Below are 6,638 nucleotides of genomic sequence, written 5' to 3'. Positions count from 1 at the left end.
AAATTTGAGCGATAAACTTCCGGTCTTCTGCTTTAACATGCAAGTGTTCTTTTTTTATGGTCCATTTCACTAAATCGGGTATATCTTCAAAGTGATAGTAAAATGTTGGTCTGATTCGGTTAGTTAGCGTTAGTAGTTGCATAACTGTTACTTTGTCAAGTGGCTTTTTACGCAATAATTCTTTTAAAGCTTTTGAAAAAGCTCTTTTTGTTTGCAAGGTAATTTCTGTAATCTTCATATTTCAAATGGCCCTTCTGCAATTATTTAATATTAAATTTAGCTGACACTCACTCACTTTTACTTAAAATAATTGGATTATGTTAAGTATATCTCTAAAAAGTATAGTTTGTTTTTTACTGAGCAAGCTAATTTGAAAATATTCTCTATTTCCTGCAACTTAAAAAAGATAACTAGTCTGGTATACTACGTAGCTTTGATTAAAAAAATTTTAAAGTATAGATAAGCCAGGCAGTTTTGGATTGAGAAAGTATACTATAAGATTCTTTCATAACATTAAATATAAATGATTGATCAAAGAAAAAAGGGACTTACCAAAGTACATCAATTTTATTTTTTTGACAAAACTTAAGCGTATCTTTAGGTGGTTTTTTGTCCGTAATAATAGCTTTAAAGAGTTTCAGATTACCAGCTTTAATAAAGTCGCTTTGGTCAAACTTGCTGCTGTCCATGAGAAGAATGCTCTCTTTAGCATTAGCAATCATGGCTAAGCGAAAGTTGGCCTGCTCTTTGTTCGTGATATAGACACTATCATTTAAGAGGCTGCCAAAAGAAACAATTGCTAGATTAGTGTTGTAATTATTAATTTGTTTGATAGTGTCGCTTCCAACTGTTCCACCAAAGTTTCTTGGGTTATGCCCTCCAAGAGTGTATAAATTAACGTTTTCGAGTCGACTAAGCTTATATGCATGCAATAGTCCATTGGTAATAAAAACCAACCTGTTTTTTCTTACTAAAAAATCGGGTATAAAGCTTGTGGTTGAACTTGAATCTAAAAATACTGCCATATTATTGGTAATGAAAGCAGATGCTTTTTTGCAAATTTGCTTTTTTTCTATATTGTTTTCTTGTTCTCGAAAAGTATATGGAAATTCCAAGTTTGCTTTACCTAGCAGACTAACGTAGCCAAATTTTCGTGATATAAGATTTTGCTGTTCAAGTAATAGTAAATCACGTCTAAGTGTTGATTGGCTCACGTAAATTTTAGTGGCTAATTCAGAGGTCTTAATTTTACCTACAGAATTAAGAATTTCCATAATTTGCTGCAATCGAATATCTTTGAACAAAATTTTATCTCCTTACTTCAATGATTTTTTCTTTAAATTGACTAAATATGAATAAATTATCTCTTAAAAATGAACAAAATTCAAAAAGGGTGAAACATATTGAAAATCAAATACATAGTTAATACAATTGTTCATGAAACCGGTTTCCAAGACTAAAAAGATATCACGAGAAGTTAACGTTTATGAAAGGAATTAAAGCAGTTGGCTAATTTATTGAGGGCAATCAACAGTTTCACGTTGGGAAACTCAGGTAAAGCAATCATAGAGAACATTTCGAATAATCAATTGCTCTATTCCATAATTTTTTTAGGATATGGATTGTTATTGATATATGCGAGAGCTATTTACTTATTTTACATTCCAAAGTCAATTGGAAAGTTAGTATCAAAAAATCGTGAACTAGGTATAGATGAAATTTATCAAATTTGGCTCAAAAAGAAAAGAGCTCTGAGTTCATTTATAGTAGTTCCGACAAAAAATGAGATCTGGGTTCAAAAATTAAATTCAACAAATGGAAATTATGAAGTTTTGCTTTTTAATAAAAAGAATAGTTATCAGTCTGAATATGAATTGCTTACCAATATTTACCAAAAGAATAAAAATGTGAAGTGCTGCTGATTGTTTGAAATTAAAAAAACATAGGAGAATTGACCGTGAAGAAAAAATTGATATACGTTTGTTGCGGTACAGGAATTGCAACGTCAACAATTTTAAATAGAAAAGTTACAGAAATAGTATCCGAATTAAAAGTACCATATGAAATTGTTCAGTGTACTGTAGCAGACATTCCTGCAAAGGTAGCAAGTAGAAAACCCGATGTAGTGGTGTCTTCGACCATGATTTCTGCTGACATTGGAAGTGTTCCAGTCGTTTTAGGCCAGTCCCTTCTAACTGGAATTGGAAAAGAAAAAACAGTTTCTGAAATAAAAGAGCTATTACAAGATTAAGGACGGAAGTGATGAAGTAATGCAATATGTACTAAACTTTTTCCAGTATATCGTTAATCTGGGTGTCAGTGTAATGATGCCAATAATAATTACTGCCTTAGGCCTTATTTTCGGCAAAAAGTTAAGTGTAGCATTTAAAGCAGGCTTAACAGTTGGAATCGGATTCGTTGGCATTAATGTGATGTCAGGAATGATGATGAGCTCAATTTCACCAGTTGTTAATGCACTTGTTAAACAATATCATTTTCACTTGGTTGCTACAGACACAGGGTGGCCTGTGGCTTCATCAATTGCATGGGGCACGCCGGTAGTACCCTTTGTTTTTTTGGCTATTATTTTAACCAACATAGTGATGATTGCATTTAATTGGACAAAAACAATGGACATCGATATATGGAACTATTGGCAACCTTTGTTTACTGCAAGTGCCTTATATTTAACTACTAAAAATATGTTTATAGCAGTTATTAGTGCAGTTATCAACATGGCAATTATCTTCAAGTTGGCGGATTTTACGCAAAAAGATGTTGAAGAGAATTTGGGATTGGAGGGTGTATCCTTTCCCGGCTTACAAACAACAAGCTGGGCTGTATTAGGTTACCCCCTAAACTGGTTGCTAGACCGAATTCCTGGCGTAAATAAGATTAGCTGGACTCCTGAAAAACTGCAAAAACATCTTGGCATCTTTGGTGAACCAATGATGATGGGCTTAATTATCGGCGGAGCTATGGCAGCTGTTGCCAGGATGTCACTTGCTAAAGTTTTAACTACTGCTGTGGCAATTTCAGCAAGCTTGGTTCTGATACCGCGAATGGTAGCAATTTTGATGGACGGTTTATCGACAATTTCAGAAGCGGCTCAAGAATTTATGCAGAAACGGTTTAATGGTAAAAAACTATATATCGGTATGGATGCAGCATTGGGAATTGGTAATCCTTACATTCTTACATTGGGATTAATCATGGTCCCAATTACAATGATCTTAGCTTTTATACTGCCAGGTAATAAGGCAATGCCGCTTGCGGACTTAACTGCGTTGCCATTTTACGTAATTTTTGCGATTGTGCCATCAAAAGGGAATCTGTTTCGGGGAATCATTATATCATTGTTCATTTCAAGTATCACTTTGTACATGTCGAGTCTTGCAGCACCACTGCTAACTAACTTAGCCTTATCGATAGGCTATCACGTTCCATCAGGTATTTCTCAAATCACTTCATTGGCTATCGGGACGCAATGGTATTCGTGGATCACGTATTATGTATTGAAATTTATCGTTGGCCTTATTTAAGATGGGGAGTTGAAATAAAAATGATTCATTTAATTTGTCCTAATCCAGCAATTGACCGTACTTTGCTTTTTGAAAAAATAGTTCGTGATAAGCCTAATAGGCCACTAAAGTTAAAAGAAGTGCCCGGAGGTAAAGGCTTTAACGTGGCATATGCTTTGAATTTCGACCAAGATGTTAATTTTAAAATTCACACGATTCTTGGTGGAAAATATGGGGAAAAATTTATTCAGTTAGCAGACAGTTACCATTATCCAATTGTTAAAACAGATGTAAAAACAAATACGCGTTTGTGTCATATTTTGGTTGATAAAAGTGACCGATCACTTGTTTTATCACAAGAATATGGATTTAAGCTCAGCAGCACGCTTTTTAATAGCTTCACTAACACTCTCATTAATAGTGTAAAAAATGGAGATTACATTGTTTTTTCAGGTTCGCTAATGAAAGGCATGCCAAAAACATACATTGAAGATGTTTACAAAGAACTTTTAAATCGTGGCATTAAAGTCAAATTAGTAGTTGATACAAGTGGGGAGCCGTTGAGAAATGCCTATAAAATAGCTCCTTACATGATTAAAATCAACGATGAAGAGATTTACGATATTTTTCCAGATAAAAAATTATCGTCTATTGATGACTATTTGCTTCTGCTGCAATTTGATATCAACCCGAAAATCAAAAACTTCATTATTACCCTAGGAGCTAAGGGAGCTGTTGGCAGAATTGGCAGCAAGTATCTTTATGGCTGTTCAAAACCAATTGAGGTCAAGAATCCCAATGCTAGTGGTGATTTTTTCTTGGGCAGAATGATGCATGGAATCTCCATTGATCAAAGTCCATCTGAAACTCTTCGTCAGGCACTTGCATTTTCAACTAGTAACGTTGAAAATTGGTTCCCTGAAGTAAGTAAAAAGCAGCTGGAAAAGACAATAAAGGAAATTGAAATTAATGATTTAGTAGTGGGAGATGATAAATAATGAAGGCGTTAGTAATTACTGCGAAAAATAAGCTGGAACTGCAGGAAATGCCGCTTCCGGAAATTAATGATTATCAAGTACTGATTCACGTGGCTTATGCTGGCATTTGCGGTTCAGATTTACCCAGATATTATGAAGGGAAGGTGCATAAGTTTCCACAAATTCTAGGGCATGAATTTTCAGGTACCGTGGAAAAGATAGGCAGTAAAGTTAAAAACGTGAACATTGGAGATAAAGTTTGCGTTGCCCCGCTAATTCCTTGTGGGAATTGCGTAGAATGCAGGGCAGGGCTGCCATCAATGTGTACCAATTATACTTTTATTGGTTCCAGTGTGCCAGGTGCTTTAGCTGATTATGTAGCTGTTCCTGCTCAGAATTGTCTGATTTTGCCCAACAAGGTTTCATTAAAAACTGCAGCCACTATTGAGCCACTAACTGTTGCAATTCATGGCATTGAGTGGGCACAATTTAAGGCTGGTGCAAATGTGTTGGTCTTGGGTGCTGGGGCTGTTGGTTTAATGGCTATTATGGCATTAAAAGCGCGTGGTGCAGGTAAAATTACAGCAGTTGATGTAAAAAATTCCAATCTTAAAATTGCTCAAAAATGTGGTGCAGATATTGTTATTAACTCAGCTGAAACTGACTTGGAAAAGTATTACCAAAACCACCAGCTGTTCGATGCTGTTTTTGAAACTGCTGGCAATCCAATCACCCAAGTTGAAGCGATTAAGTATGCCGATAAACGTAGCCAAGTTGTTTTTATTGGTAAAACTATTAGACCGACAACTTTTCAATACCAAGAGTTCGAACAAATTTTACGTAAAGAACTTGAAATAACGGGGTCCTGGTTGTCTTTTTCAGCACCATTTCCTGGCTATGAGTGGCAGGCAGCTATAGATTATCTTGCTTCTGGGAAAATTGACACTGAACGACTCATTAACAAAACTTTTACCTTAGAAGAGAAAGAAAAAGCATTTGATACTTTACGCGACCGAAACTCAGGTGCAATTAAAGTAATGTATAAGATAAGTTAATATAAATGGAGAAATAAAAAATGTTATACCAAAGTGAACGTGAAAAACTTGCTAATTTTGTTAAGAATATGTACGAACGTAAAGTGACCAACTCTGCTGGTGGGAATGTCAGTGTAAAAATTGATGAAAATCATTTTATTATGACTCCTAGGTTAATGTCAGAAGAATTTCACTGCAATTTACGGCCTGACCAGATTTTGGTAATTGATCGAAATGAGAACGTAATTGAGGGTGACGGAGAAGTTACTCGCGAAGTTAATATGCACATGGCTTGCTATGAAGAAAATCAGGAAATTGGGGCAGTTGTCCATGCTCACGCCTTAGAGTCAATGACTTTTTCTACCTTGGGTATCAACATGCCCAATCTGACGGAAGCAACAGAAAAAATTGGCACGATTAGGTGTTTTAAATACCATAAAGCAATGACGATGGATTTAGCCAATGCTGTTCGAAAACAGGTGCGCAAGGATCAACAGGCAACAAAAGCCTATTTGCTAAACAGACATGGCATCTTAGTTACAGGACCAAACCTTGAAAAAGCATATGATATGGCAGAACGTTTGGAATGGAATGCAAAGATTGCAAAAGAAAAGTTTGTATATGAGAAATTATCATAGTAAAAGAGAGTTGGTTCGATGGATTTTAAAAAAATTGTCAGAGCAGATTTAGTGGATGTAAATGTGAAGGTAGATAATGAAGCCGAGCTGTTTAACTACGTCGCAAAAAAGCTTTTAGAAAAAAAGTTGGTAAAACCAGGGTATGCGGCAGCTTTACAAAAAAGAGAAAAAGAATTTCCTACAGGATTAAAAACCCAAAATTTTAACATTGCAATTCCGCATGCTGAACCAGAAAACGTGACTGCTCCTTTTATTTATATTATTCGTTTATCAAAGTCAATAATTGTACGTCAAATGGCTGACAAAGAAAAAATTCAGGTAAAAGATGTCTTTATTCTGGGAATCAAGGATGGTCAAAAACAGGTAGACGTATTGTCAGCTCTGATGAATTTATTTGTTAACGACCAGTTTATAGAAAAATTTTTAGTAGCAAAAAATGCCCAGGAAATCTATGCTTGCGTTGTTAAC

7 protein-coding genes and 1 pseudogene are annotated in these 6,638 nt (G+C 35.2%); 6 read left to right on the top strand and 2 right to left on the bottom strand.

Annotated features, from left to right (window positions below; translation table 11 throughout):
- Positions 1 to 238: pseudogene (locus Q0K80_RS09600) on the bottom strand (hypothetical protein); the annotation flags it as partial.
- A gap of 310 nt (positions 239 to 548) precedes the next feature.
- Positions 549 to 1,304, bottom strand: coding sequence for a DeoR/GlpR family DNA-binding transcription regulator (locus Q0K80_RS09595; RefSeq protein ID WP_294605795.1), 756 nt, complete (start codon positions 1,302 to 1,304; stop codon positions 549 to 551).
- Positions 1,305 to 1,957: 653 nt separating this feature from the next.
- Between Q0K80_RS09595 and Q0K80_RS09590 the strand changes: the two genes are divergently transcribed.
- The 6 genes from Q0K80_RS09590 to Q0K80_RS09565 all read left to right on the top strand — a co-directional run.
- Positions 1,958 to 2,251: a PTS galactitol transporter subunit IIB gene (locus tag Q0K80_RS09590; RefSeq protein WP_294605793.1), complete on the top strand. Its 294-nt coding sequence runs from the start codon at positions 1,958 to 1,960 to the stop codon at positions 2,249 to 2,251.
- A 19-nt stretch (positions 2,252 to 2,270) separates the two neighbouring features.
- Entirely contained in the window at positions 2,271 to 3,542 is a 1,272-nt protein-coding gene (locus Q0K80_RS09585; RefSeq protein WP_294605791.1) for a PTS transporter subunit IIC, read from the top strand.
- Between the two features lie 20 nt (positions 3,543 to 3,562).
- Entirely contained in the window at positions 3,563 to 4,519 is a 957-nt protein-coding gene (locus Q0K80_RS09580; RefSeq protein WP_294605789.1) for a PfkB family carbohydrate kinase, read from the top strand.
- Positions 4,519 to 5,553 carry a galactitol-1-phosphate 5-dehydrogenase gene (locus Q0K80_RS09575; RefSeq protein WP_294605787.1) on the top strand — a complete coding sequence of 345 codons (1,035 nt, stop codon included), beginning with the start codon at positions 4,519 to 4,521 and terminating at the stop codon, positions 5,551 to 5,553. Before Q0K80_RS09580 ends, Q0K80_RS09575 begins: the two co-directional genes overlap by 1 nt.
- Before the next feature lie 20 nt (positions 5,554 to 5,573).
- A complete protein-coding gene (locus tag Q0K80_RS09570; RefSeq protein WP_294605785.1) occupies positions 5,574 to 6,170 on the top strand; it encodes a class II aldolase/adducin family protein in 597 nt (198 codons plus the stop codon).
- Between the two features lie 18 nt (positions 6,171 to 6,188).
- On the top strand, positions 6,189 to 6,638 hold a 450-nt coding region (locus Q0K80_RS09565), incomplete at its 3' end, for a PTS sugar transporter subunit IIA (RefSeq protein WP_294605783.1).

It is taken from the genome of uncultured Lactobacillus sp. (genome assembly GCF_945290125.1).
Classification (GTDB): Bacteria; Bacillota; Bacilli; order Lactobacillales; family Lactobacillaceae; genus Lactobacillus; species Lactobacillus rizhaonensis.
Note: the sequence above shows the minus strand (reverse complement) of the source record. Positions and strands in the feature narration are given on the sequence as shown.

Excerpts from the sequence above, each read along its gene's own strand:
- Q0K80_RS09580 (WP_294605789.1), top strand. The coding sequence starts at position 3,563 with ATGATTCATTTAATTTGTCCTAATCCAGCAATTGACCGTACTTTGCTT.
- Q0K80_RS09575 (WP_294605787.1), top strand. The coding sequence starts at position 4,519 with ATGAAGGCGTTAGTAATTACTGCGAAAAATAAGCTGGAACTGCAGGAA.
- Q0K80_RS09570 (WP_294605785.1), top strand. The coding sequence starts at position 5,574 with ATGTTATACCAAAGTGAACGTGAAAAACTTGCTAATTTTGTTAAGAAT.
- Q0K80_RS09585 (WP_294605791.1), top strand. The coding sequence starts at position 2,271 with ATGCAATATGTACTAAACTTTTTCCAGTATATCGTTAATCTGGGTGTC.